Below are 24,792 nucleotides of genomic sequence, written 5' to 3' on the forward strand. Positions count from 1 at the left end.
GCCGCTGAATTTCAAGGTTGGTGTCAAGACCACAGGCTGGCGCCTGCAGCAGGACGGCCGAGGCGGTCTCCGGCTGACCGACCGGACGGGCAAGCTTGTCGCACCGGTTGCCGAGCCGGTCATGCTCGCCACCGGCAGCCCCACTGTGCAGCCTGGCAACGCCGACAAGGCCGCAGCTGCGGCTGCGCGAGCCGGGAAGACCATCGAGGACGTCAAGAACGTCAAGCGGGTCGGCCGGATCACCAGCCGCCTGACCGGAAGCGGCAGCGATCAAGTCCTGGAATTGGCGCCGGACGCGGAGTTCCTGGCCGATCCGACAGTGACCTACCCGGTGGTCGTCGACCCCACGCTCACTTTGTCCCCGCCGCAAGCCGACACCTATATCAACAGTTCCGGCGGAGGCTCCTACTACACCGACACCAGCCTGGAAATCACATCCGGGTTCATCGGCACCACCCGCTCTTACCTCAAGTTCGATACCTCCACCCTGGCCGGCGCTCAAATCACCAACGCGACACTGCGGCTGTACAAGCTGTCCGATGACCTGGCCTTCTTCAACGGAACCACCGGGCCGCTGGTGCAACAGATCACCAGCAACTGGGACCAGACGACCCTGACATGGGCAAACAAGCCCTCGGTCACCACGACCGGGCAAGCCTCGATTCCATCCTCAGCAGTCCACAGGGGTGTCGCCGAAGACCTCACTTGGACAGTCACTCCTATCGTCCAGGCATGGGCCTCCGGCACGGCCAACTACGGCGTGCAGGTACGCGCGGCGAACGAGGCCAACGACTTGGTTGGTATGGGCTTCCATTCCGCCGAGATGACAGGGGCGGGGGCCAAACCGCCGCTGCTGACCGTCACCTACACCACCGCCTCCGCACCCGCGGCCGGCAACCTGTCGATCACCCCGGTCACCGGAAACGCGGTGTCGTCGCTGACGCCGACCCTGCACGCCACCGTTTCCGACCCCGCCGGGGGCAACCTGCGGGCCGACTACGAGATCGAGCACGACCCCGCCTACACCGCAGAAGGCACCGGCCAGATCTGGGCCGGCAGCTCCACCGGCGTCACCTCCGGCAACGACGCACCGGCCGCGGTCCCAGCGGGCAAGTTCACAGACGGGTGGCACATCCGCTGGCGCGCCCGCGCCACCAACACCGGCACCTCCACCTCCTCGGCCTGGTCGGCTTGGCAGACCGCCGTCGTCACAGTGCCGGATCCGGTCGTCGACCTGCTGCAGGTCACCCCGTCGCAGGACCTGTCCGGGCAGACGGTCACCTCCACCCTCACCCCCGCCCTGGCCGCCCGGGTCACCACCTCTGACTCGGCAGCCTCCCGCGTGGAGTTCGAGCTGGAGCACGACCCCGCCGACACCCAGCACGGCACCGGCGGCATCTGGACCACCGGCGCCGACGACGTCGCCTCCGGCACCCAGGCCACTGTGACCGTCCCGGATGGGAAGCTCGGCGACGGGTGGAAGGTCCGCTGGCGCGCCCGCGCGGTCGCCGCCGGATCCAACACCTCCGCCTGGTCGGAGTGGCAGTCGCTGACGGTCAAGGTGCCGGCCGCCACCGTCTCCCAGCTGCAGATCACCCCCGCTCAGACCGTCGACGGGAAGACTGCGGTGTCGTCGCTGACGCCGCAACTGCTGGCCACCGTCACCGACGCCTACGGGCATCCGCTGCGGGCCGAATTCGAGCTGGAGCACGACCCGGCCGACACCGCCCACGGCACCGGCGGCATCTGGACCGGCGCCGCGGACAACGTCGCCTCCGGCACGCAGGCGTCGGTCACTGTCCCCGGCGGGGCCCTGTCCAACGGGTGGGGAATCCGCTGGCGCGTCCGCGCGGTCAACACCGCCACCCAGGTGGCCTCCGCCTGGTCGGACTGGCAGACCGCCACCGTCAACGCCGCGGACATCCCCTCCGAACCGGGCGTGACAGCGCTCCAGGTCACCCCCTCCCAGGTCGTCGACGGCACCGCCGTAGCCACCTCGCTGACCCCGCAGCTACGCGCCCAGGTCACCAACCCCGCCGGCGGCACGCTGCGGGCCGAGTTCGAACTCGAACACGACCCCGCCGCCCCCGAAGGCCAGGGCACCGGGCAGATCTGGGCCAGTGCGCTCGACGACGTTCCCGCCGGTACCCAGGCGTCGGTCACCGTCCCGGGCGGGAAACTGGAAGAGGGCTGGGTGGTGCGCTGGCGCGCCCGTGCCGTCGCCGGTGAAACCGCCTCGGCCTGGTCGGACTGGCAGAGCCTACGGGTGGACCAGCCCGATCCGGTGCTCGGGGCGTTGCAGGTCACTCCGTCGGACGTCGTGGACGGCAAGACCGTCACCAAGTCGCTGACCCCTCAGCTGCTTGCCCAGGTCACCGATCCCGCCGGTGGCAAGGTTCGGGCGGAGTTCGAACTCGAACACGACCCCGCCGCCCCCGAAGGCCAGGGCAGCGGCCAGATCTGGGCCGCGGCGATCGACGACGTGACCTCCGGCACGCAGGCGACCGTCACCGTCCCCGACGGCAAGCTGTCCGACGGCTGGCTGGTGCGCTGGCGCGCCCGCGCCATCACCCCTGGTGGAACCTCCGCCTGGTCGGACTGGCAGCAGCTGACCGTCGTGGACGGCTCCCAGGTCCTCACCGTCGACGAGCCCCGCACCCAGCCTGTCACGGACGGAACCACCAACACGCTGACGCCCGTACTGATCGCCAAGGTCGGTACCCCGGCGGGCGGGCAGCTGGGCGCGGAGTTCCAGGTCGAACACGACCCCGCCGACACCGCCCACGGCACCGGCCAGATCTGGACCACCACCGTCACCGCGGTGACCTCAGGCAACGACGCCGCTGTCACCGTCCCCGCCGGAAAACTCAGCGACGGATGGAAGATTCGCTGGCGTGCCCGCGCGGTCAAGGGCGCGGCCACCTCCGACTGGACCTCCTGGCAATCGGTCGAGGTCAAGGCGGCGCAGCACTACGACACCACCTACGAGTACGACCGCGACGGCCGTATGACCAAGCAGATCGATGCGAACGGCAACGTGCGCACCTTCACCTACGACCTGCTCGGACGCCGCACCGCATCCCACGACCCCGACGCCGGCGACTCTCAGCAGGCCTATGATCCCGCTGGGCGGCTGGCGTGGTCCATCGATGGCAAGGGCCAGAAGGTTTCCTACTCCTACGACGACCTGGGCCGTAAGACGGCCGTGTGGTCCGGGGAGCGCGAGAGTGGGACCAAGCTGGCCGGATGGGTCTACGACACCGCCGAGGGGGGCATAGGCAAGCTGACCTCAGCCACCCGGCACACCAACGGGCACGCCTACGTCAACGCAGTGGCAGGCTACGACGAAATGGGCCGCCCGACCGGGTCCAGCATCATCATCCCCGCCGTCGAAGGCGCGCTGGCCGGCACGTACTCCTTCACGGCCGGGTACGACACCGCCGGGAACCTGTCGCAGGTGGGCATGCCCGCCACGGGCGGACTGCCGGCGGAGAAGCTCACCTTCACCTTCACCGATCTGAACCTGCCCCAGGCTGTCACCTCCGACCTCGACGGCGGCACCACCTACGTCGGCACCACCGCCTACACGCGGACCGCACGCCTTTCCAGCCGTGTCTACGGAGCCGACGGGCGGATCACCCGGACCCTCGCCTGGGATGAGAACACCGGCCGGCTGACCGGCGTCACCACCAAAACCAAGACCGACACCTCCGCCCCGGTCACCGTCCAGGACGACGTCTTCTCCTACAACATCGACGACACAATCAACAGCATCCTCGACAAGGCCGCCGCCACCGCCGGGTCGCCGGGCCAGTCCGAATGCTTCACCTACGACGGCCTGCGCCGCCTGACCCAGGCATGGACCACCACCGCCACCGCCTGCGGAACAGGCACCGCATCAGCTGACGGGCTCGGCATCGACCCCTACACCCAGTCCTACACCTGGGACGGCGTGGGCAACCTCACCTCTTTGACCTCAGGCGGCCAGACGGCCACTTACACCTACTCCGCGCCCGGGGCGAACGCCGTCCGTCCCGACGCCGTCACGGCCATAACCCGGCCGAACGGAGCCGGCTCCTACGGCTACGACGACGCCGGCCAGATGACCTCCCGCACCATCGACGGCAAACACTCCACCTTCACCTACAACGAACTGGGCGAGCTGACCAAGGCCGTCGTCGACGGCCAGACGACTGACAACGTCTACGACGCCGAGGGCCAGCGCCTGCTCCGCCGCACCCCCGACGGCAAGACCACCCTCTACCTCGGCACCATGGAACTCGAGCTGTCCGCCGGCACGGTGACAGGCAAGCGCTACTACACCACCGCCGACGGATCTCAGATCGCCGTCCGCACCCCCGCCGCACTGACCTGGCTCCTTGGCGGCATCGCCGGTAGCGAGCAGTTGGCTATCGACGACACCACCCAAGCGGCCCGTCGCGAACGCTACCTGCCCTTCGGACAACGGCGCGGCGACGACGACCTCCCATTCACCGACCGCGGATTCCTCGGCAAGATCGAAGACAGCTCCACCGGGCTCAGCCTCCTAGGGGCCCGCTTCTACGATCCCGCGATCGCCAAGTTCCTCTCACCCGACCCGCTGCTCAACCTCGCCAAACCAGGACTCACCAACGCCTACGGATACGCCGGCGGCGACCCGGTCAACCTGTCCGACCCCGACGGCTTCGAACCCCGCCCATGGCACGACCCGAACTGGAAGAAGAAGACTCCAAAAGAACGCCGGAGAATAACTCAGCAGTACATGGCCGGAGAGCGCCGAGCTCAGAGAGCTTTTGAGAGGCGCGAAGGGGAAAAGGCCCTCCGTAACGACAAGAAGGGTCTCGGTGACCGTGCGAGCGAACATATTCGTTACCGTAATCAGGTAGGCAACACGCGCCACCATCAAGCCGTTTGGGATGAAGCATGCAGGAAGGACTTCGTGTGTAGCAACCTGAAGGAGATGGATGCCATTACCAAATCTAGGGGAGCTGGCTCGCTGGCGGACGTCGCCGCGACTGGAGGCGGCCCCGGCGTGGGTAGCGGCGGCTTCGCCGGTATGGGCATGGTCAGATCCTTGGGTTCCAACCGCGGAGGGCGCACCGTCCTACCTCCACCTGGGCTTAGGCCTAGGCCATGTAGCTTCGTTCCCGGAACGGAAATTCTCATGGCAGATGGGTCGTTAAAACCCATCGAGGATGTGAAGGCCGGCGATCACATCGTCGCGACGGATCCGCAAACAGAGAAGACTGAATACCATGTTGTCTTGGAGCCGCTTACCAGCCAAGGCCGGAAAGTTCTGGTGCATCTGAAGATTGGCGTAGGCGGAAACAAGGGCCCCGGTATCGGAGAGATAGTCGCCACCGACAACCACCCCTTCTGGGCCGAAGATCTTAAGACCTGGGTGCCCGCTGGCCACCTCCAGCCTGGTACGTGGCTTCGCACTTCCGCCGGCACCTATGTCAAAGTCCTAACAATTCAGCGTCGCGTTGCCCACAAGCAACGCGTCTACAACCTGACCGTCGAGAATTTTCACACCTACTATGTCCTCGCGGGAGACCAGGCCGTCCTGGTTCATAACGCCAATCCCGCAGACTGCTGGGTTCCAAATGGCCGCACCGACCACATTCCATCCGGGTGGAATACGCAACCAAATAAGAAGGGAGTAGGAACTCGGTGGACAGATCCCGAGAATCAAGGGAACGGTGTTAGGATTGACCAAGGAAATCCAGATAACCCCCAGCCCACTCAGCAAGTGGATCACGTGATTGTGAGGCACAACGGGCGAGTTATTGGGCGAGATGGAAAGCCCATTACGGGAAGTATTAAGGATGACTTTGACAATGCTCACATACCATATAGTGAGTGGTCGACTTGGTCGACATGGTACGCGCCATGAGTGAAGTACGCTTTCCGCAGGCAAGGGGAGATATACTATCCGCGCTTTCCGCCCTGGCGAGTCCGGAGTATCAGCAACGCGTATGGATAGAAAGAGACTATCCGCGCGAGGGATATTATGATGACTTCACGCTGAACATAAACATTCTCTACGACGATACGTGCGTCCTCGAGGATCCAGAGAAGGCGGTTGGCATCTATCTGAAAGATCGAATAGAGGCGGCAGTCCTTGCTGACCTTGCCCGAGCTCTTGACGCCCTGTTTGCTGCATTGGGAACAGAGCGAAGCGATCTGGAATACATGCAATCGCCATTATGGAGGCGGGTGGTTGAATCGGCAAAGTCAGCATATAGGACACTCTGTGCAGGAAATGCGTGATATGCGATGATAATCCGTCATGGCTGCTGACCTGCCAGAGCAATCGGCTACAGGGCGACTGCATGAATTGCCACAAATCATCGGCCACCGGAATGCCGGGATGTGAACAAGCATGGACCGGCCGCTCCTTGGTTCTGCTGATGGCAGCACGGGAGGAGACGACGCAATCTATGCCTTCGAGAATCTACAACTCGGTTTCTCGGCGAGCCGTATGCTTTGGCTGATACAAGTAGAACTGCGTGGGGAACTCCTGGTTCTGTCGAAAGCGCTTGGTGGAGAGATGGCCAGAAAAACGACCGACCGGAGCAGCTTTTTGTAAGACCTGCGATCAGGTGGTTACGATGTTGAGCGCTGTGAGCCTTTCACGAAGGGAGAGCTTTGGTGGAGGTTCTACGGTCAGGCGTTCCTGCGCGTTTCGGTGAGAACGGTCTCCTGGAAACGATGCAACTCGCCCGGAGGCCTGTGGCAACCACGAGGTGTGGCTGAGCCAGGAGGTGGCATTTCTTCCAGTCGCCCCGATGGCCTCCGTCTGGCTCCTGCTTATTTATCGCAGCAGAGAGCGTTTTTGCTACGCACTGCAGCATGCGCAAGAGCAGCGGGAGTCGAAATAACCCGGCCGATGTGACTGCGCACGCACCACTCCTCAGGAGGGGAAGCGGGCCACTGGTTGAGGGGCTGGTCGCCCTGTCTCAGCGGTAGATGCAGGCTGGCGGGGGCGTGCGTACCAAGGAGTTGCTGCTCCACGGCGCTGCAGTACAGAACTCCCAGGTGTGATCACACGCATACTGTCACCCGGTTACTTCATGGAAGCGCACTTCCCGGAAGTAGCGCTGTTACGATCTAGGCATCCTCCGGAAGGGGGCACCCACCTTGACCACCTCACCCACCGGTGCACACGCGGAGCATCCCTTGACCGAGACAGACGAGACGCACGATCTGGCCGAGACGCTACGTGCCACCATCGCCGACCTCGACGCACACATCGAACGCCGCGCCCTCCAACTCGCCGGCCCTCGCATCTTGGCCGCCGAGGAACGCGCGGCCGTCGCCGAGCGCCGTGCCGAGCAGGCCGAGCGCAACAGCCAGACCGTCCGGCCCGGACCTGCACGGCCGATGCCCAAGCCCGTGGACCTGGGCGATCGTATGTGGCTGTGCGGTGACGAAAACGGCGGGGTTGAGCTGCACTGCCGGGACTGCGAGCGCGGTGGCCGACCACTCGCCTACCACCACGACCACGGCGGGCGCTACCCCGACCCGACCATGCCCATAGTGCGGACGATCCCCGCGCTGATCCAGGCCGCCCAGCAGCACAACCACCTCCACGAGACGGGAGGTGCCGCTCGATGAGCCAGGTCCGCAGCGTGACCTGCCCATGCTGCGGTGACACTTTCACCGTCGAACTCCGTGCTGACCCCGGCGGCTCGTGGGAGTGCTTCACCTGCCGACAGGAGTACGACTACCCGGAGCAGTGCCTGCGATGACGCAACTTCCCGACATCGTGACGGCGGACGATCGGCTGCCCGCCACCCAGACTTTCCCCGACCGGGCCCGGAATCCCTACTGGGTGTACCTCGACAACCTCCAGAGCGGGGAGTCGAAGCGCACGATGAAGGGCTGCCTCGATCGGATCGCCCGGCTCCTGTTCGCCGGTCACCCGAACGCGAACGAGGAACACTCCGGCGAACTCGTCCCATGGCACCAGCTCCAGTACGAGCACACCATCCGCGTCCGCGCGCTCCTCATCGAGGACAACCTGTCCCCCGCTTACATCAACAAACACCTCGTGGCCATGCGCCGCGTGCTGAAGGAAGCGTGGCGGCTCGGCCTGATCACCGCCGAACACCGCGACCGCGCCAGCGACCTGCCCATGGTGAAGGGCAGCCGACTGCCCGCCGGGACGCACGTCCCCCCTGAGTCACTTGCCGCCGTGCTCGGCGTGTGCGACGCCGCCGCCGCCTCCGATAAGGACGCCGACCGGGTCGCCGGGACCCGGGACGGGGCCATGCTCGCCGCCCTGTACTCCACCGGGTGCCGCCGCGCCGAACTCACCGGCCTCACCCTGGCCGACTACGACCCCGCCACCCGCTCTCTCCGTGTGCGCGGCAAGGGCGACAAGGAGCGTGTCGTTTACCTCATCCCCGACGCCATGGCCCGGGTCGAGGCCTGGATCGCCGTACGCGGACGCACCCCCGGCGCGCTGTTCCCCCCGCTCAGAAAGGGCGGGAAGTTCCGCACCGACCCGCGCGGGTGGCCCGTGCACATGACGCCGCGCGCGCTCGGCACGATCCTCGACGCCCGCTACACGCAAGCCGCAGTCGCCCGCCGCACCCCACACGACTTCCGCCGCACCTTCGTCGGCGAGCTGCTCGACGCTGGCGTCGACCTCGCCACCGTGCAAGGCCTCACCGGGCACGCCTCCCCCGCCACCACCGCCCGGTACGACCGGCGGCCGGAGCGGCGCCGCCAGGAGGCCACCGACAAACTCACCCTGCCCAAGCCCCGGCCACCCCGCCCCAAAGGAGATCCCGTGCCGTGACCGCCATGCAAGACCTCCACACCTGGCTCCGTGACGTGGAATAAGCTACCCGCGCCGGGATGCTCTCCGTTGCCCAGTTCGCCGTCGCGGAGGAAGCCGAGGCCGGGCTTCCGTGCCGGCGGCCGGAGGACGACCCGGAGGTGGTCGAGTCCAACCGGCGTTGGCCCTACTCGACCAGCACCACCCAGACGACCAGGACGTGTGTGCCGCCTGCCGAACTGCGTATTCTTGTCGCACGGTCAAACCGCTGGCCGACCGCATGCGAAGCTCGCCTGGCTGGCGGCCGGAGTGGGACGCTGGCGGCCATGCCGCGACGGTTATCTCCCTCGACGCGCGCCGCCACCAGCACCGGGAAGATCAGTAGGGACTCTGCGGCCCGGGTCCGGAGCCCGGCTGGAGACTTGATCAGGGGGAGGACTGTGGTCCTGGTGGTGGTGTCTGCGCCGCGCGCTCTGCGGCGCGCTGAGCTGCCCGGACTCTGGCCCGCTCGTCTGCTTTCCGCTTCTCCCGCTCCAGGATGGGAAGGGTCTGGGCGACGCCGTGGGCTGCACGGGCGGCGATCGTTTCTACTAGGCCGTGGTGCGTGGACAACTCTGACTCGCCGAGTTCCTCGATCATGCCAGCGACTGCGGCAGCCTGCACCGCCGGCGCCCAACGGGCGAATAGGTCCATCAGCTCGGGGAAGCTTTCGACGACCAGGAACGGGGAGTATTCGAGTCCGCCGTTGACCTGGAGCAGATACTCCACGGGCTGGCCATCGCGTCTGCGCCGCCACGACTCCAGGCGCATGCCCCCCTTCGGGTCGCCCATGGACAGGAACGTCTCCCACCCCTGGTCCTTCAACAGTTCCTCGACGTCGCCGTCCGGCAGCCCGGCGAGAACGTCCGCTGCCACCCACCCTTCACTGGTCAGGCGTAAGTCGGGGTGGTCAAAGGTGGTCACGTCGCTTCCTCCCGGGGGACATCGGGGCCGCGGTTCTCTCGCTCTTGACCGTACGTCAGGCTGATCGTCCGGCGCTCGCGAACTCGGACCCAAGCCCGCTCCCCCGCCTACCGTGCGGCCCGTGGAGCACAACCAGGGGACGCCCGGCAGCGTCGACGACAGCAAAGCCCTTGGGCCGCTGGGCCGGGCGTGGAACGACGACCTGCACCCGCGCGACAACATCGGCCGGTTCGCTCACCACCCCGGCGGCGGAGGCGGCAGCCGTACCGGTGGGTCGGCCAGGGGCGGCGGTCACGTCGACCCCCCGAACGGTGGTCATGCGGAGGCTCCGCCCGTCGGCGGCCCGGTCAGCAAGGGGGCCATGCCCGACGTCGTCACCACGACCACGCTGCCGCTGAAGAACGGCAACCTCACAATCGCCCGCACGGGGGACGGCGGCGTGACCCTCACGACCCCGTACGGCACAGGCCGGCTCAGCAAAAACGACGTGCACGACTTCCAGTACCTCCTGACCTTCAGGCATCTCGACGTCGGCGAGGACATGTGGTTCAAGCGGCTCGACGACACCCCGGACGGGCCGAAGAACACGCTCGTCGCGCGCATCGCCCGAACGGATAAAGACGATTAACAGATCGCCGTGGGTGACGGCCTGTCGATCCAGCGGATGCGTGACGCCCCCACGGTGACCGCATCCCGCGAGGACCAGGACATGCAGAAGATCGAGCAGGCGGCCCTACGCGCCACGGCAGGGGGCCGCATCGACACCGGGCACGGCCCCCTCGACGTGTTCCTCAGGGTGTGGCCTGGGTCGACGCGGTGATGCTCGCCCCCCGCCTCATCGAGGCGGGCCATACGCCCGCGCAGGCCGAAGACGTCCTCACCCAGATCCCTGCCCGTCGTTCTACAGCCTGTACTCGGCTACTCCTCCGGAGGGTACAGCGTGTCGAACGCCTGCCCAATCAGGTTCGAGCACCACGAGGCCACCTCTCGGACGTTGCCCCCGACGATCGACGTGACGACGCCGACGGTCTCCGGGTTCTCCACCGCGACCGGAACGAGGACCAAGAACACGATGACGTACATGTATACGACCACGACCTGGCGCATCTGCTGTCGGGACAGGCTGCCCAGCGACTCGCTCGTCTCGGCGTCGACGGTCTCGGTCACCGTGACCGTGTCGGAGGGGAAGTCGTGGGGCTTCTCCCGCATCGCCGAGGCAGCCGGCGTGCCAGTCGGCCACGTCTGCACGGTGCCGAGAAGACGGGCGAAGTCCGGAAGCGCGCGGAGCGCCGCGGCCTGGTTGGCCATCAGGGCCTTCAACACCGCGTCGGACAGGCCGAGTTGGTAGACGCGGAACACTGGCGACGCCGCCAACCCGGCCGCTAGCCGCTGCGAGGCCACGAGGCTCGGCAGCATGGCGTTGAGCGCCTTGATCATGGGCTCCAGCTGAACGCGCCCCAGACGGTTGACCGCCTCGGTGAGAGGAGCCAACTGGGCGCCGAGCAGGCGTTGTGTCGCACCGCTGAGGGGCCAGTTCGGGGCGAAGCCCTGGAACAGGGTACGGTCCCGGCTGGCCTGCTGGTGGAGGACCCGGAAGCTACGCGTTTGGTCGGCGTATGTCACGCTTCGCACTGTAACGGTTCCGCATCGGGTATGCGTACGTCCTGTGGTCGGCCCCGTTGCCGTACGAGGACCTGCGCCGCGTCGCCCTGGCGCTCGCGCGCCGCTACCCGTCCCTCGACCCTAAGCCCATGCTCGGCCGTACGGACGGCATCATCCGGCCGCCCGGCGCCGTGCACCGCCGCGGCGGCCACCTGACCCTCACCACACCCCTCTCCCACGTGCGCTCATACCTAGCCGACCGGAACGGCCCCCAGGTGTGGGCGTGCCTGCTCGACGCGCTCGCCCCGAGCTCGACGCGCTGGAGCGCGCGGAAAAAGGCAAGACGACCACGGCCACCACGACGCCGTGGCGGGTCGACGCGGACCACGAGGCGTGGCTGCCCCGCCCCGGCGGCCCCCTCCCTCGCCTGTCCCTCCGCCTCGAAGAGATCGCGACCACCGGCACGTTCGACACCAACCGGTACGACTCCCCCTCTGAGGCACGGCAGGCGGTGCTCGCCGGCGTCGCGGCGTGCGGGTGACGCCTCGCCGACGTGACCGCCCGCATGAGAGGCGGGGACTGGCCAGGCTTCACCGGCTTCTACGCCCGTTACCGGGACGACCCCACCCGCGTGAAGACCCTCCGCGCCGACTGGGAAAAGCCGTCGCCGAAATGGCCGCGCAGGAGACACAAGGGGGATCAGTCACACGGGGGGAGTCAGGTAACCCTGGACGGGGTGGCCAGGATCGACATACCGAACGCTCCCCGAAGTACGGCGGCCCCCGGGGAGGAGTACCAGCAGATCCGGCGGTGGTGGTCAGATCCGGCGGTGGTGGTCAGCGGTCAGGGCTGGGGAACGCCACCGGTGGACGGGCGCCCACGCCATCACCGTCCGCAGGGTCCTGCGCGCGGTGGCCGCGGCCGCGCAGATGACCGGCTCCACCATCGTGGCGTTCGGCTGCCGGCACCTTGTGCTCCTCGCTGGCCTGGACGAGTCCACGTGGCCCGCACGCTCGTCGAGCTGAGGGAGGAGGCCGACCTGTTCCTCGACCTCGTGCAGGAAAACATCGCGGCGTCCACGCCGACCGCTACCGGCTCCGAATCCCCCACTCCTACGCCGAAGCCGCCGCTTGGCGCCGCTGGCAGCCTGGCCGCCTCGGCGCCATCCACCCCGTCTTCCGCGTCCTCGATGGTGTGGCGGCGCTGCTGTACGAGACCTCACCGCCGAACCCGTCCGCACGGGGGAACTCGGCACACTGGCCGGGCTATCTACGACCGCCGTCTCCACCGGTCTCCGCGCCCTCGCCGAGCACGGCCTGGCCGAACGCCGAACTGGGTCCGTGGGCCCGCCAACCCCGCCCAGGTGGCCGAGCAACTCGGCGTGCCCGAGCTGCTGGCCGACATCATGGCGAGGTACCCGGTGCGAGCGGGCCGAGTGGCTGGCCCTGCTCATGCTGGCCGAGGTGTCCCGCACCGTGCTCGCCGAGTTCGTGCACCCGGTGCCGCTCCAGGACATCGCCGACCAGGACGTTCCCCCGTGGGTTCCGGACGGAGCCAACGGCCTCCCGGTAGCTGTGTAATCGCGAGGGGCTAGAGCGCCTTGAGCTTGATGGGCAGCAGGACCTCCCAATGACCGCGCCCGTCGGGCGTCGCCTCCTTTGACAGCGGTCGACCGCATTGGCATGTCCAGTCGGCTCCGTCTAGTTCCGGGATCGGCGGCCAGAACCGAAACCAGACCTCGGAGCGCACCGTCACCCCTTGCGTCAGACGTTGGATGTGGAACCGATACTCCCGGTTCGGGCGGAGCAGAAGCGGCAACCCAGTGATCGGCGTGGTCGTCGTCACGTCGGTTGCGCGTACCGTCGCGACCGCGTTCACCCGGCACACGCGGTTCACCCTGATCGTGCCGAACAGGCCTTGGACATCAGGAAGGCGACCTTCTACCTGCCCGACGACCTCCTTCTGGTCCGTGGGCGTCAGCTCGTCGTGCCACCGCTCACGCTCGATACCGGAGATCGTTGCTGCCTCGTCCGCGGACTTCTGCGCGGCCCTCGCGGAATCTTCAGAGGCCTTCGCGGACCTCTTCGCGTGCACAAGGGCGCGCCAGGCGACGAGCACACCCGCGAGGCCAACGCTGCCGCCTGCAACGGCGATCCACTGGTCGGCCTTCAAGCCCAGCCAGGTCCACTCCTGCACTGCTGTGAGGGAGGCGAGGTTCATGGAGGCCAACGTAGCGACCGGCATGGAACGATGTGAGCCGATTTGCTCTGGGCCTAGTCGAACACCGCGGTCACGAACCAGCCTCGTACTGGGGGTGCCACACGAATACGGCAGAAACGGGCCGCGGAGTGGTATAGCTGCTGGTCAGCGTTGTGCGAGTGCTGCGTAGGCGGTGGAGCGGCCAATCTTCAGGGTGCGAGCGGCTTCGGTGACAGAGACACCGTCATCGACCAGGCGGCGTAGTGTGGCGAGCTCAGCGGGGCCGATAGCACTGGGGCGGCCGGTCTTCTTCTTGCGGCTCGGGTACCGGCGAGGGACTACGGCCGCTGCTCGCATTGTCAGCTCCTGCCTCCAGCTCGGCGATGCTGGTGTCGTGGTCGCGGAGCATGCGCATGACGGTGGCCGGGGAGAGGTGCCGGCCCTTCTTGGCCCCCGCGTCGGGTGCCCTGGTCTTGGCCTCATCTGCCACCCCTTCGCCGGACAGGCCTCACTGTAGTCCCGGGGATATTTCCAACGGATTTACGTGACCTGCGGCGATACACCGGCCTGGACGGCAGTCGGGGACCAAGTTGCCGCGTACGCGGCGGCGCTGAGGGCGGCCGGAATGCGGGCAGAGCCCGACTCCGATGACGAGCAGATTCTGCGGGTGTGGCCGGCCTGATGAGCGGTCGGCCGCCATGGTGTGGTGCGGTCAGCGGGGGCGGCGCCGCTGGATGGGGTCGGCTTCGGCGGTGATGCGGGCGGAGGTCTCCTCGCCGAGGCGTACGTAGCGGCCGAGGCTGGCCAGGTGCTGGTGGCGGCTCTTCGCCTGGAGTTCGGGCGCAGTGCGTCCGGCTTGGCGAGGTGCTGGAGCGCCGAATGACGCAGCTGATGCAAGGTCCACCATTGGCGGTGCGGGGTCGAGTTCGGCCGAGGCGGTCTTGAACAGGTATTCGGCGCGCGGGTAGGACAGGCGGCCCCGCCCGGTGATGGGACAGATTTCGCCGGATGCCGGCGCGCGGCCGCCGGAGGCGGGAGCACGCCGGTCGGCCAGGAACACCGGCCCGGCGGCGCAACCGGTCAGCAGGCGGGGCAGCAGCCGGGCCGTCGGGGTGGCCCAGTGCACGTATTCGATGGCGCCGCCCTTGCTGGTGACGCGGGCGCGGCTGGAGCGAGCGGGAATGGGCCGAGGCGGCCGAACGCCTGGCCGCGCGCGGCCTGATCGACGCTGACGGCCAGGCCTCCGAGCGCGGCCGCGCGCTGCGCGACCAGGTGGAACGGATGACCGACGACCTGGCCGCCGAGCCGTGACGGGCACTCGCCGAGGAGCGCGCGAACCTGCTGGCCCAGCTCGGCTCGCCGCTCCTGGGCGCCGTCTTCGAGGCGGGCCTGCTCCCGATGGCCAGCACCCTGGGCATAACCACGGTCAAGGCCCCCGACTGACGCCTTCCGTTCGAGCGGTCGTCGCACCACCCAGCTTGCACACGCTCGGCTTCTCGATGAGGAGCAACACGCGCGACGACTTCTACGTCTCGCTGATCGGGCACATGGTCGGCGCCGACGTGGCCGCCGGACCCTGCGCCCCCACCCAGGTACTCACCGGCGCCGGGTACGAGGTGAGGCAATCCCGACGACGACCTCGCCCAGCACTACGAGTTCAAGGCGGGGCACCGGCTGGGCCTGGTACTGACCGGAACCAACGACGACATCACCGACGCCGAACCCAGCACCGGAGCCAAGGTCACCGTCGACCTGGCCGGCACGTCGCTCTCACTGCCGCTCGTCACCCGCAGGTAGGTCGTCCGGCCCTCGCCTGCGGTCGCGTCCGACGTGGCCGCGACCGCAGGCATGATGATCTCGCACCTGGTGCTGCGGCAGGCCCGTCACCCTGCTGCGCGAGCGTCGCGGCGACGGGCACGTGGCTGGTTTCGTGTCAGGAGATCGGGGGGTGCGGTGCCTGCCGGGTGTGGTGGTCCAGCAGGCGGGTGAGCAGGTGCACGAACTGGTCGCGTTCGGCGGGGGTCAGCGGGGCGAGCAGTTCGTCGTGGAGGTCGTCCAGGACCTTGTCCAGGCGGCGCAGGTGCCGGCGGCCTTGGGCGGTGATCGTGATGACGTTGCGGCGGCGGTCGTCGGGGTCCGGTGCCCGGCCGACGAGGCCGCGCTCGGCCAGTTCGTTGAGGACGCCGACCATGTCGCTGCGGTAGATGCCGGTGCGCCGGCTCAGCGTCGCCTGGCTGCCCGGGCCGTGCTCATGCAGCGAGGCCAGCACGGCGTAGTGCCACTTGCGGGCGTCGGCCTGGGCCAGTCCCTCGTTGATCAGCCGGTCCGACTGCGCGGTCATGCCTGAAAGCAGGCGGCTGGCCCGTCGGCGCAGTCTGTCCGGCGTCTTCGTCTCGCCGTCGTGTGGCATGTCGGTGGCTTCGGCTCCGCTGTTCATGACGCCGATCCTACCCTGTTGCGTTAGTCGGACTAACGATGTAGGTTCGTTCGTGGCATAAACGTTAGTCCAGCCAACGTTAGTTGATGAAACGGATTGGAAGGTCATCATGACGACCGCAGCCCAGACCTTCGGCACCGCGCTCATCGGCCAGACCGAGAAGGCGCTCAACGCGATCCTGGACCGGCAGCTCGCCGGGACCGGCATCACCGAACCCCAGTGGGTGACTCTCACGCTGACCGTGGTCAGCGGCGGGACCATCGACCGGGCCGACCTCATCCAGCGGGTCGGCGGCGCCACCCAGTTCAGCCAGGCGTCGGTGGCCGAACGCATCGCCGAACTGACCGCCGCGGGATTCCTGCGCGACGGCGGCGAGGGCCGCGTCCAGGTCACCGACGAAGGGCGCGAGCGCTGGACGCAGGTCCGCGCCGCGATCGGCCCGATCACCCAGGGGCTGTGGGGCGACCTGCCGGCCGAGGACCTGGCCACCGCGGGCCGTGTCCTGAGCACCGTCCTGGGCAGGGCCAACGCGGTGCTGGCCACCCCCTGAACCCTGACTCCCCGGAACCCGCCACCCCCGGCGCGAAGACAACATCTCTGCCCTGCAGCAGGAAAGAGGAAGTCATGTCCACGCAAACTCTGATCGCCGACCGTATCGAGATCGCCGACCTGCTCACCCGCTTCGCGCTCCTGCTCGACGAGAAGCGATGGCAAGACGCGGGCACCGTCTTCGCCGACGATGTGGCCGTGCACTCGCCCCGCGGGGGCGAACTCCACGGCATCGACAAGGTCGTCGGCTTCATGCGCCAGAGCGAGGTCGAAGGGCAGGAGGCCCAGCACACGACCACCGATCTCCTGGTGGACGTCGACGGCGACCAGGCGGCCGTCTCGGCGAACTCGCTCGTGTTCTACTACCGCCCCGGCCAGGCACCCCACTTCACCGGCGGCCTGCGACAGCACTTCACCGCGACCCGCACGCCGGCAGGCTGGCGGCTGCGTGAGGTGCGGATCACGCCCGCCTGGACACGCGAGAGCTGACCTCCCCGATGCCGGGGACACACCACGGGAGCAGGCGACCGTGCCAGCATGCGGCTTCGCCCGATCCCCGGCCTCCGGCGACCGGCGTGGACCGGTCCGGCTTCGACGGCGCCATCGCCGCCGCCCGCAACGCACGCGGCGCTGGCCAGAACGTCCGGATCGATCCCCAGCCGCTCGGCCAGGCGGCCAACAGCCACCGGCGGCGCCGAACTCACCTCATCCGTCACGAACCCCAGCCAGGGCAACGTGGCGAGCTGGACGGCAAGCCCTTATCGATCACCTGGGCTGCGGCCGCGGCCCGGGTCGATGAAGGCGACGTCGGCGGGCGTCAAGGTGAAGTACCGGAAAAGGGACCAGTCTCAGATGCAGTCGCCCGCCGCAGTGTTCGCGGCCGTCTTCGCCGCCCTGTACATCGGGCACCAGATCGGCGACCAGTGGGTGCAGACCCACACGCAAGCCCTCGGGAAGGGCGCCGGACGTTCGCCGGCGTCATCTGCTGCGCCACGCACGTGGCCACCCTCACGGTCACGAAGGTCGCCGTCCTCGCCGTCGTCGCCGCGGTGTGCCACCTCCAGTTGACCGTGCCGTACGTGGCCGTCGCGCTGCTGGTCGACGCGGTCTCGCACTTCTGGGCCGACCGGCGGTACACCCTGGCCTGGCTGGCCGACTTGCTGGGGAAGGGCGATTACTACCGGCTCGGTGCGCCCCGGCCCGGCTGGAACGACAACGTGACGACCGGCACCGGCGCATACCACCTCGACCAGTCGTGGCATGTCGCCTGGCTCGGTGTCGGCGCGCTGATCATCTCGGTGGGGTAGGCGCGCCTTCCGGGGGTTCCTCTGTACGGCCCTAGGAGCGCTCCTGCCGGGCGCGCAGAAATTCCGAGGGATCGGACGACAGGTTGGGGGGTTTCGAAACTCCGCGATTATGTGTCCTCGGACTGTAAAGTCTGGCAATCTGAGGCAGACAACAAGATGCCCCCGGCACGGCGGCAAACCTGAGCCGGGGGCATCGATGGGTTAGCGGCGTGGGTCCAGGTGGGGGTTTCTCACCTGGGCTCCCCGTTCACCAGCCAGTCGACCACGATGAGGATCCCTCGGGTCACGAGGGGCACCCACGTGCTCCATCCCGGCCGGCGTCGCCGCTGCCGCTTCCTCGCGGCCATCTCGGCCCTTTCTCCAGGCCGGGCTCGGATCGACGGGGGTCGACCAACCGGCCCGGTGGTCGACCCCCATATGGTTTACGTCGGGTCGACCATGCGGGTCTCGACTGCCGCGCGTCAGCGTGAGCAAAAGAGTAGGCCACGCGCGCCCCAGCAATCGGCTATCTTTCGAAAAAGCCGCTTGTTGAGGTCATTGGGACACGCGGACTTTCGGCATGTGCGAGGCCGCTGCACTATGGCTGGCTCGGACATAGCGTGACCAGGGCACCGGCGCTTACCGTCCGACAAGTCGTGGGCGGTTGTAGTCGGTAATGTATGGTCCTCATCACTGTGTCCGTCTTATCCCTGTCGCTGCCGCGATCCCCTTTTCCGTCTTTGTGTGTGATTGAGAAGGCCGACTCGGCAGGATGTCCTTGTGGACACTCACCCCCCGAAGCACAGCAAGTCCCGCGAACTGACCCAGACCGCCATTGAGGCGGCCATCAACGTTGTCCCCATGGTTGGGGGAACGATTGGCGTCCTCTTGATGCAGGGGCTCAACAGCAAGCTCAATCAGCGCCGCGACCAGTGGCTCACAGAGCTGGCGGAGGCAGTCGAAGATCTCCAGGACCGGGTGGATGGTTTCGACCCCGAGTCGCTCACGGAGAACCCGGCGTTCGTAGACGCGGTCGTGACGGCCACACGAATCGTCGACCGAACATCGCAGTTCGAGAAGATCGAATTGCTTCGGAACGCGGTCCTCAACGCTGCTATGCCTGGGGCGCCGGATCTGGACGTCCAGCAGCTCTACTTGAACCTCATCGACGAACTCACGCCCACTCACATCCGGCTGCTGACCCTGCTGAATGACCCGGTCGGATGGTTCGACCGTCGCCCCGAACTCGTGCGCCCGCAGTTCGGCCTGTCATCCAATCGGACGGCGTTGATCACCGCTGCACTGCCTGACCTGGGTGAGAAAGGGCGAGAGACCATCGAACGCTTCTACGCTGGCCTCGCCGACGGAGGACTCGTCAACGCACCCCTGGGCGGCATGATGACGGCGAACGGCGCTTTCGAGCCTGCTACCACCGACTTCGCCGAGAGCTTCCTGGCCTTTGTCCGCGATCCTCGATAGAGCGCCTGGCGCGGTCAGCTCTCGTCTGGGCTCACCCCGCAGGGGGTCCCCTTGCCTTCCTCCCAAGAGATGCCGCACCGGTTGCAGTACATCGCTTCGACGATCGCCTGCGTGTCCGGCTCGGGGCGGATACCGCCTTCGACGAGGGCTTCGAGCATCTGCGCGTCAGTGGCCTCGATGACGGCGTTGATAGCCCAGCGGTGCGTGTCTGCCGCGTCGTTCGTCATGGCACACGACCGTATCAACCGCCGCAGAAGCGGCGATTGCTCGCGTGCTTCCCACCTGCGTCACTACGAAAACCCGCGAAGCCTAATGCAATCTCGGCTGAGCGGTCCTGTGTGGGCTGCTGCCCTCACCGCCGAGCTGCCCGTAAGGAGGGCCGAACAAGGGACACCGTCGTGGACACCATAGAGAAGCTGAAGCAGATGTCACAAGGCCCCGCCCGTGCGCGGGCCGCGCACGAGGTCGCCGGCACCGAGGCCGAGCGCCGCGACGAAGCCCGCGGCGACCGGATCCAGGCGTGCCTCGTCCTGACGAGGAAGCACGGCTGGACGCAGGCCCGCGCGGCGCGCGCCGCCGGGCTCACCGTGCAGAACCTGTTCGGCTCCGGCTCGACCGCGCGGTGAAGGCCGCCGAACACCTCCCGAAGCTGCCCGCGTGGAGCGAGGCGAAGGCGCAGGCAGAGCTCGAGTCCGCGGTGTCCCGGTACGGCGAGGCGAAGGCCCTCGCGTCGGAGGCGGTGAAGCTGCGCAGGGAGGGCATTGTCGCCCTGTACACCCGGGGCGCATGACGGCAAACTGTGGGAACCGGCCGACATCACCGACGCCACGGACGTGCCTGACTACCTCGTGCGGGCGGATCTGAAGGCGGCGAAGGTCGAGATGCGGCCGCTGCGCGGCAAGGACGTCGCCCGCATGCTGCGCGTGAACTTCGGCACCCTGCGGTCCGCCGTGCGGGCGGCGTCCCGGCCGGAGAAGGAGGGGAAGCCGGGCGCGTTCCCCCCGGATGCGATCGACGAGGCGACCGGGCTGTACCGGCCGGCCGTGGTGAAGGCGTGGTGGGAGTCGCCGAAGCGGTGGTCCCGGGCGGCGTACGCCCCCCAGGGGGAGACCCTAGCCCGCCTGGCGGAGCAGATCGGCGAGCCGTACGAGAAGGTAAAGGCCGCCGTCCGCACCGCCAGGGAGAACGACACCCTCCCGGACGGGGTGGTGAACGACGACGAGACGTTCAACACCGAGCCGTTCCTTACCTGGTGGCGGAAGCGTGAGTCCGAGCTGAACGAGGGTGCCACCTTGGTGCAGCTCGCGGTGGAGCTGTCCGAAGACATCGAGCGGGTCCGCGGCCGGGTGCGGTGGGCGCGGGAGAAGGGCCGCTTCCCGGACGGGGTGAAGCTCCCCAACGGCAGGTTCGACGTGGACAAGTTCAAAGCCTGGTGGACCCAGCAGTAAATCTGCGGCGGGGGACGGTAACCGGTTCGCCCAGGTGAACGAGGCGGGTGCAGCCTGACACGATCACCTGGGCCCGGAACGGCGTCGTCTACACCGCGGTCATCCTTCAAGAGAAGCGGACACCGAAGCCTGGGCAGAGGTTTTGGCACGCGTGGATCCCCGTCGATGGCGCCCACGCCGGCCTGGGGCGGCCGGCACCGGCCCGTCCCGGCAACCCGTATGCGGTGGTCGACGAGAAGGGCCGACCCATCCGGGTGGGGTCGATCGTGTCCCTGCCGGGGAACCGGGTCGGCCGGGTGACGAGCCGGGCCGGGAGCGGGTCGACGCCGTCGCCGTGCAGGGCGACACCGTCACAGGCGTGCCGGTGAAGGCGGCCGGGCTGATGATGCACCCGGACGGGGTGCCGGACACGAACCCGCGGCCGGAGCCCGGCGACGTGCCCTACCCGGAGGCGACGAAGACGCTGGCCGCCGACGTCGAGTCGGGGGTGGCCGTGTGCGGGGAGATCGGCCCGGGGGCGACAGCGGCGGTGGACCGGGTCGAGTTCGGCATCCGCAAGACCCCGCCCGACGCGGACCTCGCGGACCGGGAGGAGCTGGGGGCGCTGGTCGGGTACGCGGTCGGGGCGCGGGTGCCGGCCGTGCACCGCCCCGCTGGTGGGGACGGCAGGGTGGTGTTCCTCCAGTATGGGTCGGCGCCGATGGCGATGGACGTCGACGACGACCACCGTCGGCTGGGTGACGAGCCGGGCTGGGACGCCTCCAGGTCGGCGTCATGGAGGCGGCTCGCAGGCGTTTGCCGATGCACCGTCGTGCGGAGACTGTCGAGTGAGAGCGGTTACGAGGTGCCGCTGTGAAAAGCGGCGCGGATCTCCTCCAGGCCGGGGACGTCCTTGAGCATGTCGGGATCGGGGAGGAGCTGGGCCACGCCGGGTGAGCGCAGCAGGTGCTGGCCGATGGCGAGGACCTCGTAGTAGACGATGTCGATGCCGTGCACGATCAAGTCGCCGCGGTTCTTATCCAGGACCGTGAACAGGATGTCCTCGGGGGTGTTTCCCCGCCGCCGGTCGTAGTGGACGCCGCCGAGTTTGTTGGCGACGTAGCGGACCAGCAGGCGCCGTGTGACGGGCTTGCCCATTATGACGATCGCGGGAGCCTGCATGTAGCCCGACAGGGGGTAGCGCTGGATCTTGAAACTGGCCGGTGGCAGTGGGGCGAAGGATGCGATATTCAGGGCCAGAACCGCGTCTCCGACCTGTGCTCCTCCGGCGAAGGCGACACGAACGTTGTTGTAGCTGGAGCCGAGTTCTTCCTTCAGATCGAACGCCTGGATATGCGCCTCTCCCTTCAAGCCGAGCATCTTGCGGCACTGCTGAAGGGTTGAGTGCTCGTCGAGAAGGAGGCGACGCAACACCCCGCTCTCCCGCCTCACCGACGCTTCCGTGATGGGCTGCTTCCAGCTCTCCGCGAGGTAGGACAGATCGTCTCGAACGGAAGCGACCAGGTCCGGGTCGTAGACAAGGGGACGTGGCATGGGGCAAGTGTGGCGCTTCTTCATGTCGCGGCGAATCGGTTTCTCGTCCCGGCAGCCTTCCCCCTTGGTGAAGTGGCTTGCCTCCTGGAGTCCTCTTGGTCACGCTCCTGGAGGGCTTCCGTCGCGACGACCAAGGCTGCGGCGGCGGTGGCGCCACCGCAGCGAGGGGCGGACCGGCGACTGTGGGCCGGATATGGGGCAGCTCGGGAGTCAGCAGTAGCCGAGCATGGTGGTCAGCGCGGACTTCTCACTGCTCTGCACGGTGAGGTTGTAGTACCACTTCACCTGGATCCAGGCGCGGGCGTAGGTGCACCAGAAGGAGGTCAGGGACGGCTTCCAGGTGCTGGGGTCCTGGTCGCCCTTGGCCTGGTTGACGTTGTCGGTCACGGCCCACAGCTCGGGGCCGCCGAGGTCGTTGGCGTACGCCTGGCGCTGGGGCGGTGGTCCAGGCCCAGGCACCGGATCGCCAGGCCCCGGCGAGGGGGACCATGTGGTCGATGTCGACGTTGCAGGTTGCGGTCCAGGTCGCCCCGTCGTAGGGGCTGTACCAGCTTCCGGAGACGGCGGCGCAGCTGGAGTCGGTCACCACGCCGCTGCCGTCCCGCTTGAGCACGGTCTCGCGGGTGAGGAGGGCGGCAGCGTTGTCCCGGTGACGGTCGGACAATCGCGGCCCGGAAGGAGGGGCAGGCCCGATGGAGAGGCCTGCCCCTCCTTTTACGGCGGGAACGGGACGTCGCCTGGCAACGCTTACTCTCCGGCAGATGCCACCGTGGGCGGCTGCGCCGAGCAGGGGACGTTGCTCTCTTCGACCCAGCGCTGAGCGGTCTCCCAGGAGCTCCCCCAGGTGGTGGGGTTCACCGTGCCGTCTGGCCAAATCTGAAGGGCCTCGGCGGCGCCGAAGTTCTGGAACAGCGCGGACGCCAACTCCGCGGCGGCCGCCGTGAGCGGCCGGCCGTCGGCGGCCAGGTCCTCGAGGATGGCCGAGGACTCGGCGTAGGCGTTGTTGCTGGTATCGCCGTGTCCGATCGAGCGCAGCGCCGCGCCGTGGGTGGAAGGCCAGGTGACGACCTGGATTCCCGTCGGGCCACCCCACTCCTGATGTCTCAACCGTCCGCTGATCATCTGGCCGAGCTCGGCGTCGTCGGTGTCGTAGGTGAGAACGTCGGCGAGGAGCCGCGCCGAGAGGGTGGCGGTGCCGGTCGTGGCGGTCTTCTCTGTGGCGTGCCGGGCCATCAGGCGCAGCGCGCCGATCATCCAGAGAACGATCTCGGCGTCATGCACCTGATAGGTAGTAGAGCCGATGAGTTTGGCGATGGGGATGGCGATGGACGCAGAGCCGTCGGCGTGGAACTCCGCCCATGCCACGCCGTCCCGGTGTGGCTTGTATCCAATCAGACGTCTGGGCCCGACCGTCTGGTTCGTCAGCATCGGCGACAGAGCGCCGGGCAGGAGGCGTTCGTCGGCGAGGTCGGAACGGAAGTCTGCGAGGGCGGTGTTGTTGATGGTCATGTCGCCGGGCAGGTCGGGCACCATCGAGACGATAAGCACCGGCTGGGGCAGGCTCAGTCCCGGCCGGTTACGCACCAGACGGCGGACCACATCGGTTTCGACCTGCGTCAGGCGGGCGGCCCGGTTGGCGAGGCCGGTGAAGCGGCGCTGGTAGGCGGCGTAAATCTCCGCCTCGGACAGCCAGATCTTCTGGGCGCCGACTCGGCGCGGCCATTTGGTCACGCCGCTGTTCGCATTGATGATCACGGAGTGAGGCGCGCGAGGGCTCGACGGGACGGCGATCAGGATCAACCCGGTACCGGGCGCGTCAGGGTCTTCGAGGGGGACGACGTCAAACAGCGGCAGCGGGGACACCTTGGCCGCGACGGCGTCGGTGTAAGTCCGCAGGGTCTTCTCTGACAGGTTTACCCTGAGGGCTTTGGACGGGACCAGGTCCACTTCGGCCATGCCGACGACGATGACGCCGCCGATGTGGTTGGCGAAGGTTGCGACGTCGATGGCGATTGAGTCAGCGGCGGAGTCTCCGGTGGCCTTATCCGCCTCGTATTTGATCTTGTAGTCGAGGTCTTCGGCTTCGGCGGCGGCCGGGTTGTTCTTCAGGGCTGCCCAGTCTGCGAAGGTGGAACTGGCGAGGGGCACGCCGAGAAGGGCGTCGAGTCGGCGGGAGCGGTAACGCAACGGGGGTGGGCTCCTACGTCGTTGGAGGACGTCAGGTCTGGCGATCTGACGTGATCCACAGTAGGGAAAGACCGGACGAAATCAGGAGAAGTCGGGATCCGTGACGGGGAAGATCCGGTGTCAACGCTCCGCTGGTTGCAGGACCGGAGCACGTAGCTGGTCACCTGTTCGACTTCGGGCTTGGCAGGCGCCAGGTCGCTGCACACCAAGGCGTGGCTAATCGAGTTGACTTCGGGTTGATCAACTACCGGTAAGGAATGTTATCGCTAGTTGATCAATCTCGCACGAGCTGCCGTCATCGCCCCACAAGATAGATTGGTC

26 protein-coding genes are annotated in these 24,792 nt (G+C 67.7%); 16 read left to right on the forward strand and 10 right to left on the reverse strand.

Translation table 11 applies throughout. The features are described 5' to 3' along the window. The first annotated feature begins 121 nt into the window (after positions 1-121). The 4 genes from AAH991_RS38020 to AAH991_RS38035 all read left to right on the forward strand — a co-directional run bounded on the left by AAH991_RS38020 (position 122) and on the right by AAH991_RS38035 (position 8,809). Positions 122-5,896, forward strand: coding sequence for a DNRLRE domain-containing protein (locus tag AAH991_RS38020; RefSeq protein WP_346230805.1), 5,775 nt, complete (start codon positions 122-124; stop codon positions 5,894-5,896). Further along, the gene (locus tag AAH991_RS38025) at positions 5,863-6,273 is read left to right on the forward strand and encodes an SCO4402 family protein (protein WP_346230806.1); all 411 of its coding nucleotides are present in this window, start codon (positions 5,863-5,865) and stop codon (positions 6,271-6,273) included. Before AAH991_RS38020 ends, AAH991_RS38025 begins: the two co-directional genes overlap by 34 nt. Before the next feature lie 909 nt (positions 6,274-7,182). Beyond that, positions 7,183-7,620 (forward strand): hypothetical protein, encoded by a 438-nt coding sequence (locus AAH991_RS38030; RefSeq protein WP_346230807.1) that lies wholly within the window; start codon positions 7,183-7,185, stop codon positions 7,618-7,620. Positions 7,621-7,750: 130 nt separating this feature from the next. Continuing rightward, entirely contained in the window at positions 7,751-8,809 is a 1,059-nt protein-coding gene (locus tag AAH991_RS38035) for a tyrosine-type recombinase/integrase (RefSeq protein WP_346230808.1), read from the forward strand. Between the two features lie 405 nt (positions 8,810-9,214). Here AAH991_RS38035 and AAH991_RS38040 read toward each other — a convergent pair whose 3' ends face one another. After that, a complete protein-coding gene (locus AAH991_RS38040) occupies positions 9,215-9,751 on the reverse strand; it encodes a hypothetical protein (protein WP_346230809.1) in 537 nt (178 codons plus the stop codon). A 121-nt stretch (positions 9,752-9,872) separates the two neighbouring features. On the opposite strand from AAH991_RS38040, the gene AAH991_RS38045 reads away from it, so the two are divergent. Continuing rightward, complete coding sequence (locus AAH991_RS38045; RefSeq protein WP_346230810.1) at positions 9,873-10,379, forward strand: hypothetical protein; 507 nt, start codon at positions 9,873-9,875, stop codon at positions 10,377-10,379. A 9-nt stretch (positions 10,380-10,388) separates the two neighbouring features. Continuing rightward, positions 10,389-10,571: a hypothetical protein gene (locus AAH991_RS38050; RefSeq protein ID WP_346230811.1), complete on the forward strand. Its 183-nt coding sequence runs from the start codon at positions 10,389-10,391 to the stop codon at positions 10,569-10,571. 98 nt (positions 10,572-10,669) lie between these two features. On the opposite strand, the gene AAH991_RS38055 is transcribed toward AAH991_RS38050, so the two are convergent. Then, on the reverse strand, positions 10,670-11,374 hold the full coding sequence (locus tag AAH991_RS38055; RefSeq protein WP_346230812.1) for a hypothetical protein: 705 nt from the start codon (positions 11,372-11,374) through the stop codon (positions 10,670-10,672). A gap of 262 nt (positions 11,375-11,636) precedes the next feature. Here AAH991_RS38055 and AAH991_RS38060 point away from each other — a divergent pair, with 262 nt between their 5' ends. Further along, positions 11,637-11,894 carry a hypothetical protein gene (locus tag AAH991_RS38060; protein WP_346230813.1) on the forward strand — a complete coding sequence of 86 codons (258 nt, stop codon included), beginning with the start codon at positions 11,637-11,639 and terminating at the stop codon, positions 11,892-11,894. Between the two features lie 1,049 nt (positions 11,895-12,943). On the opposite strand, the gene AAH991_RS38065 is transcribed toward AAH991_RS38060, so the two are convergent. The 3 genes from AAH991_RS38065 to AAH991_RS38070 form a co-directional block, all read right to left on the reverse strand. Further along, the gene (locus AAH991_RS38065; RefSeq protein WP_346230814.1) at positions 12,944-13,573 is read right to left on the reverse strand and encodes a hypothetical protein; all 630 of its coding nucleotides are present in this window, start codon (positions 13,571-13,573) and stop codon (positions 12,944-12,946) included. Between the two features lie 144 nt (positions 13,574-13,717). Next, positions 13,718-14,035 (reverse strand): helix-turn-helix domain-containing protein, encoded by a 318-nt coding sequence (locus tag AAH991_RS40610; RefSeq protein WP_428834088.1) that lies wholly within the window; start codon positions 14,033-14,035, stop codon positions 13,718-13,720. Positions 14,036-14,264: 229 nt separating this feature from the next. Beyond that, entirely contained in the window at positions 14,265-14,678 is a 414-nt protein-coding gene (locus tag AAH991_RS38070) for a hypothetical protein (protein WP_346230815.1), read from the reverse strand. Positions 14,679-14,770: 92 nt separating this feature from the next. Here AAH991_RS38070 and AAH991_RS40615 point away from each other — a divergent pair, with 92 nt between their 5' ends. Next, positions 14,771-14,863, forward strand: a complete 93-nt coding sequence (locus tag AAH991_RS40615; RefSeq protein ID WP_428834091.1) for a hypothetical protein — start codon at positions 14,771-14,773, stop codon at positions 14,861-14,863. A 622-nt stretch (positions 14,864-15,485) separates the two neighbouring features. Here the strand turns inward: AAH991_RS40615 and AAH991_RS38075 are convergent. Beyond that, positions 15,486-15,989, reverse strand: coding sequence for a MarR family winged helix-turn-helix transcriptional regulator (locus tag AAH991_RS38075; protein WP_346230816.1), 504 nt, complete (start codon positions 15,987-15,989; stop codon positions 15,486-15,488). A gap of 109 nt (positions 15,990-16,098) precedes the next feature. Here AAH991_RS38075 and AAH991_RS38080 point away from each other — a divergent pair, with 109 nt between their 5' ends. From AAH991_RS38080 to AAH991_RS38095, 4 genes are all read left to right on the forward strand, one after another. Further along, entirely contained in the window at positions 16,099-16,539 is a 441-nt protein-coding gene (locus tag AAH991_RS38080; protein WP_346230817.1) for a MarR family winged helix-turn-helix transcriptional regulator, read from the forward strand. A gap of 74 nt (positions 16,540-16,613) precedes the next feature. Further along, positions 16,614-17,027 carry a nuclear transport factor 2 family protein gene (locus tag AAH991_RS38085; RefSeq protein ID WP_346230818.1) on the forward strand — a complete coding sequence of 138 codons (414 nt, stop codon included), beginning with the start codon at positions 16,614-16,616 and terminating at the stop codon, positions 17,025-17,027. 509 nt (positions 17,028-17,536) lie between these two features. After that, entirely contained in the window at positions 17,537-17,845 is a 309-nt protein-coding gene (locus AAH991_RS38090) for a hypothetical protein (RefSeq protein WP_346230819.1), read from the forward strand. Positions 17,846-18,604: 759 nt separating this feature from the next. Next, positions 18,605-19,303, forward strand: a complete 699-nt coding sequence (locus AAH991_RS38095; protein ID WP_346230820.1) for a hypothetical protein — start codon at positions 18,605-18,607, stop codon at positions 19,301-19,303. A 14-nt stretch (positions 19,304-19,317) separates the two neighbouring features. Here AAH991_RS38095 and AAH991_RS38100 read toward each other — a convergent pair whose 3' ends face one another. Continuing rightward, positions 19,318-19,530 (reverse strand): hypothetical protein, encoded by a 213-nt coding sequence (locus tag AAH991_RS38100; RefSeq protein ID WP_346230821.1) that lies wholly within the window; start codon positions 19,528-19,530, stop codon positions 19,318-19,320. Between the two features lie 171 nt (positions 19,531-19,701). Here AAH991_RS38100 and AAH991_RS38105 point away from each other — a divergent pair, with 171 nt between their 5' ends. The 4 genes from AAH991_RS38105 to AAH991_RS38120 all read left to right on the forward strand — a co-directional run bounded on the left by AAH991_RS38105 (position 19,702) and on the right by AAH991_RS38120 (position 21,607). Next, on the forward strand, positions 19,702-19,929 hold the full coding sequence (locus AAH991_RS38105; protein ID WP_346230822.1) for a hypothetical protein: 228 nt from the start codon (positions 19,702-19,704) through the stop codon (positions 19,927-19,929). Further along, entirely contained in the window at positions 19,926-20,093 is a 168-nt protein-coding gene (locus tag AAH991_RS38110; RefSeq protein ID WP_346230823.1) for a hypothetical protein, read from the forward strand. The genes AAH991_RS38105 and AAH991_RS38110 overlap by 4 nt, the downstream gene beginning before the upstream one ends. 43 nt (positions 20,094-20,136) lie before the next feature. Continuing rightward, the gene (locus AAH991_RS38115) at positions 20,137-20,751 is read left to right on the forward strand and encodes a hypothetical protein (protein ID WP_346230824.1); all 615 of its coding nucleotides are present in this window, start codon (positions 20,137-20,139) and stop codon (positions 20,749-20,751) included. A 358-nt stretch (positions 20,752-21,109) separates the two neighbouring features. After that, entirely contained in the window at positions 21,110-21,607 is a 498-nt protein-coding gene (locus tag AAH991_RS38120) for a hypothetical protein (protein ID WP_346230825.1), read from the forward strand. Here AAH991_RS38120 and AAH991_RS38125 read toward each other — a convergent pair. From AAH991_RS38125 to AAH991_RS38135, 3 genes are all read right to left on the reverse strand, one after another. Then, positions 21,589-22,284 carry a hypothetical protein gene (locus tag AAH991_RS38125; protein ID WP_346230826.1) on the reverse strand — a complete coding sequence of 232 codons (696 nt, stop codon included), beginning with the start codon at positions 22,282-22,284 and terminating at the stop codon, positions 21,589-21,591. The genes AAH991_RS38120 and AAH991_RS38125 overlap by 19 nt on opposite strands. 210 nt (positions 22,285-22,494) lie before the next feature. Then, the gene (locus tag AAH991_RS38130) at positions 22,495-22,743 is read right to left on the reverse strand and encodes a hypothetical protein (protein WP_346230827.1); all 249 of its coding nucleotides are present in this window, start codon (positions 22,741-22,743) and stop codon (positions 22,495-22,497) included. 288 nt (positions 22,744-23,031) lie between these two features. Continuing rightward, positions 23,032-24,471, reverse strand: a complete 1,440-nt coding sequence (locus AAH991_RS38135; protein ID WP_346230828.1) for an AlbA family DNA-binding domain-containing protein — start codon at positions 24,469-24,471, stop codon at positions 23,032-23,034. Positions 24,472-24,792: the final 321 nt, after the last annotated feature.

This window comes from Microbispora sp. ZYX-F-249, from assembly GCF_039649665.1.
In the GTDB taxonomy this organism is placed as follows: Bacteria; Actinomycetota; Actinomycetes; order Streptosporangiales; family Streptosporangiaceae; genus Microbispora; species Microbispora maris.

Bases quoted from the DNA above. Each gene is read 5' to 3' on its own strand.
- AAH991_RS38075 (WP_346230816.1), bottom strand. From the start codon at position 15,989: ATGAACAGCGGAGCCGAAGCCACCGACATGCCACACGACGGCGAGACG.
- AAH991_RS38125 (WP_346230826.1), bottom strand. From the start codon at position 22,284: ATGCCACGTCCCCTTGTCTACGACCCGGACCTGGTCGCTTCCGTTCGA.
- AAH991_RS38065 (WP_346230814.1), bottom strand. From the start codon at position 13,573: ATGAACCTCGCCTCCCTCACAGCAGTGCAGGAGTGGACCTGGCTGGGC.
- AAH991_RS38035 (WP_346230808.1), top strand. From the start codon at position 7,751: ATGACGCAACTTCCCGACATCGTGACGGCGGACGATCGGCTGCCCGCC.
- AAH991_RS38085 (WP_346230818.1), top strand. From the start codon at position 16,614: ATGTCCACGCAAACTCTGATCGCCGACCGTATCGAGATCGCCGACCTG.
- AAH991_RS38080 (WP_346230817.1), top strand. From the start codon at position 16,099: ATGACGACCGCAGCCCAGACCTTCGGCACCGCGCTCATCGGCCAGACC.
- AAH991_RS40610 (WP_428834088.1), bottom strand. From the start codon at position 14,035: ATGAGGCCAAGACCAGGGCACCCGACGCGGGGGCCAAGAAGGGCCGGC.
- AAH991_RS38020 (WP_346230805.1), top strand. From the start codon at position 122: ATGCTCGCCACCGGCAGCCCCACTGTGCAGCCTGGCAACGCCGACAAG.
- AAH991_RS38100 (WP_346230821.1), bottom strand. From the start codon at position 19,530: ATGACGAACGACGCGGCAGACACGCACCGCTGGGCTATCAACGCCGTC.